At 66.4% G+C, this 2,806-nt stretch carries 3 protein-coding genes; 2 read left to right on the forward strand and 1 reads right to left on the reverse strand.

Translation table 11 applies throughout. The annotated features are described in order from the left end of the window. Both ACIQ6O_RS15895 and ACIQ6O_RS15900 read left to right on the forward strand, forming a co-directional pair. The coding region (locus ACIQ6O_RS15895) for a FumA C-terminus/TtdB family hydratase beta subunit (RefSeq protein WP_396208749.1) at positions 1-1,070 on the forward strand (1,070 nt) is incomplete at its 5' end. Positions 1,071-1,099: 29 nt separating this feature from the next. Then, on the forward strand, positions 1,100-2,398 hold the full coding sequence (locus ACIQ6O_RS15900) for a M20/M25/M40 family metallo-hydrolase (RefSeq protein WP_396208750.1): 1,299 nt from the start codon (positions 1,100-1,102) through the stop codon (positions 2,396-2,398). A 5-nt stretch (positions 2,399-2,403) separates the two neighbouring features. Here ACIQ6O_RS15900 and ACIQ6O_RS15905 read toward each other — a convergent pair. Beyond that, a partial coding sequence (locus tag ACIQ6O_RS15905; RefSeq protein WP_396208751.1) for an HTTM domain-containing protein occupies positions 2,404-2,806 on the reverse strand: 403 nt, incomplete at its 5' end.

Genomic DNA, 2,806 nt, shown 5'->3' on the forward strand with positions numbered 1-2,806 from the left:
GCTCGGAGAACAAGAGCAAGTTCGCCATGCTCAACCCGAGCGACAGCATCGTGGACTGGGTGCTCAAGACGGTCCCGCTTATGGGTGCCGGGTGGTGCCCGCCGGGTATGCTCGGCATCGGCATCGGCGGCAGCGCGGAGAAGGCGATGCTCATGGCGAAGGAATCGCTCATGGAGCACATCGACATGGCGCAGCTCAAGCAGCGCGGGCCGCAGAACAAGATCGAGGAGCTCCGCATCGAGCTGCACGACAAGATCAACGCCCTCGGCATCGGCGCGCAGGGGCTCGGGGGCCTCAGCACCGTGCTCGACGTGAAGATCTGGGATTTCCCCACCCACGCGGCGTCCAAGCCCATTGCGATGATCCCCAACTGCGCCGCCACGCGGCACGCGCACTTCTGGCTCGACGGCAGCGGTGTGGCGCAGCTTCCGGTGCCCAAGCTGAGTGACTGGCCCGACGTCACGTGGCGCCCCGACGTGAACGCGAAGCGCGTGGACCTCGACACGCTCACGCCTGAAGTCGTGGCCACCTGGAAAGCCGGCGATCGCCTGCTGCTCAACGGCAAGATGCTCACCGGCCGCGATGCGGCGCACAAGCGCATCGCCGATCTCTTCGCCAGCGGTGAAGGGCTCCCCGAGGGCGTGGACTTCACCAACCGCGTGATCTACTACGTGGGTCCGGTGGACCCGGTGCGTGACGAAGCTGTTGGCCCCGCCGGCCCCACCACCGCCACGCGCATGGACAAGTTCACCGAGATGATGCTCGCGAAGACGGGGCTCATCGCCATGGTGGGCAAGGCCGAACGTGGCCCGGCCGGCCTCGAGGCCATTCGCAAGCACAAGGCGGCATATCTCATGGCGGTGGGCGGCGCGGCGTACCTCGTGTCCAAAGCCATTCGCTCGTCACGTGTGGTGGCCTTCGCCGACCTCGGCATGGAAGCCATCTACGAGTTCGACGTGGAGGACATGCCGGTCACAGTGGCGGTGGATGCCATCGGCGACAACGTGCACGAAACCGGCCCCGCCGTGTGGAAGGACAAGATCTCGAAGGGCCTGCCGATCCTCGCGTAACGCCGTTTTCACTCACCGACCTTCCCTACATGCGACACCTCACCACTGCGCTGTCCGCGCTGTTGCTCGTTGCTGCGCCGCTCGCGGCCCAGCAACCCACGCAGTACCCCACCAGCTGGGACCCCAAGCTGCTCGAGCGCCCCGACGTGAAGTCGGCCATGGCCATGCTCGAGAAGAACTTCCCGCAGCAGGTGGAAGAGTGGGTGAAGATCACCGAGATGCCCGGCAAGTCGGGTCTGGAGCAGGCGCGTGGCGCCTACGTGAAGTCGGTGTTCGAAAAGGAAGGGCTCAAGGCCACGATCGACTCCATCGGCAACGTGACCGCCGTGCGGAAGGGCACCGGCGGCGGGCCGACGATCGTGATCATGGCGCACATCGACGTGGTGTTCCCCAACGAAACGCCCAAGAAGGTGCGTCGGGCCGGCGACACGCTCTACGCGCCCGGCGTGGGCGACAACACGGCGTCGGTGGGCAACATGCTCGCCACGCTGCGCACCATGAATGCCACCAAGTTCACGAGCAAAGGTGACATCATTTTCGTCGCCAGCACGCAGGAAGAGCTCGGCCTCAAGGGTGCAGAATACTGGCTGCGCACCAACCCGCGCCCTGACCTGCTCATCGTGCCCGACGGCTCCTATGGCAGCGTGGCGTACGGCGCGCTTGGTATCTACTGGACGAAGTACGTATTCACGGGCCCTGGTGCGCACACGCTCGCGTCACGTGGTCGCCCCACGCCGGTGCGTGCCCTGGCCGCGGCCATCGATCGTCTGTATCAGCTGCAGTTCCCCGCGCTTCCCGACGGCGCGGTGATGAACATTGGACAGGTCCACGGCGGCAACATCTTCAACGCCGTGCCGCAGGAGCTCTACTTCACCGTGGACCTGCGTAGCAGTGACCCGGTGCTGCTCGACTCGCTCGACCGCACCATCACGCGGGTCACGCAGCAGGTGGCTGACGAATACAAGGTGGGACTGCGCGTCGAAATCGACCAGAAGAATCAGGCTGGCGGCACCGAGAAGCAGCTCGCCGGCGCCCGCGCACATCCGCTCGTGCAGACGGCGGTGGACATCAATCGCGCCCTCGGCATGACGGCGGGGATGCCCGGCGCCATGGAGGCCGTGGCCACTGGCGCCACCGACGCCAACCCCGGCGTCGTGCGCAAGATTCCGTCGATCGCCATCGGCGGCTCGAAGGCGAGCGGGGCCCACCAGCTGTCGGAGTACGCGATCGCCTCGAGCGCGCTGCCCAGCACCAAGCTGCTCTATCTGCTCACGGCCACGTTCGCCGACGGCATCAAGGTGGTGCCACCGGCCAAGATCGTTCCGTAACTGCCTCAGCCGGTCGCGTGCAGTAACCGCGCCGCGAACCACAGGGCCGGCAGGGCGGCACTCCACGCGAGTACGAACCGATTGAGACCGAACACCACAGCGGTGGCCAGGTGGAAACACCAGGCCACCGCTGTGTACATCAGCGCAGACGAGGTCGAGACGAGCGCGATCGGTGCAGCGAGCTCGAAGACGATTACGCCAATCGAAGCGACGCGCAAGAGGAGCGGTGACCGCGGGATCCAGCGTGGTACACCGTACGCAGGAATGGCGAGGAACGCCGCGAGCGCCGTCCCATTCCACCAATCCCGCTCGCGCGCCTTCACGAGCCCCGCGCGTAGGTACGACAGCAGCACCTGCGCCGCCACGAACACTACCGCGGCATGCTGGACGCGCGTGGAGACGGGCGCC

Origin of the sequence: Gemmatimonas sp., from assembly GCF_044345575.1 — a bacterium.
Lineage (GTDB): Bacteria > Gemmatimonadota > Gemmatimonadetes > Gemmatimonadales > Gemmatimonadaceae > Gemmatimonas.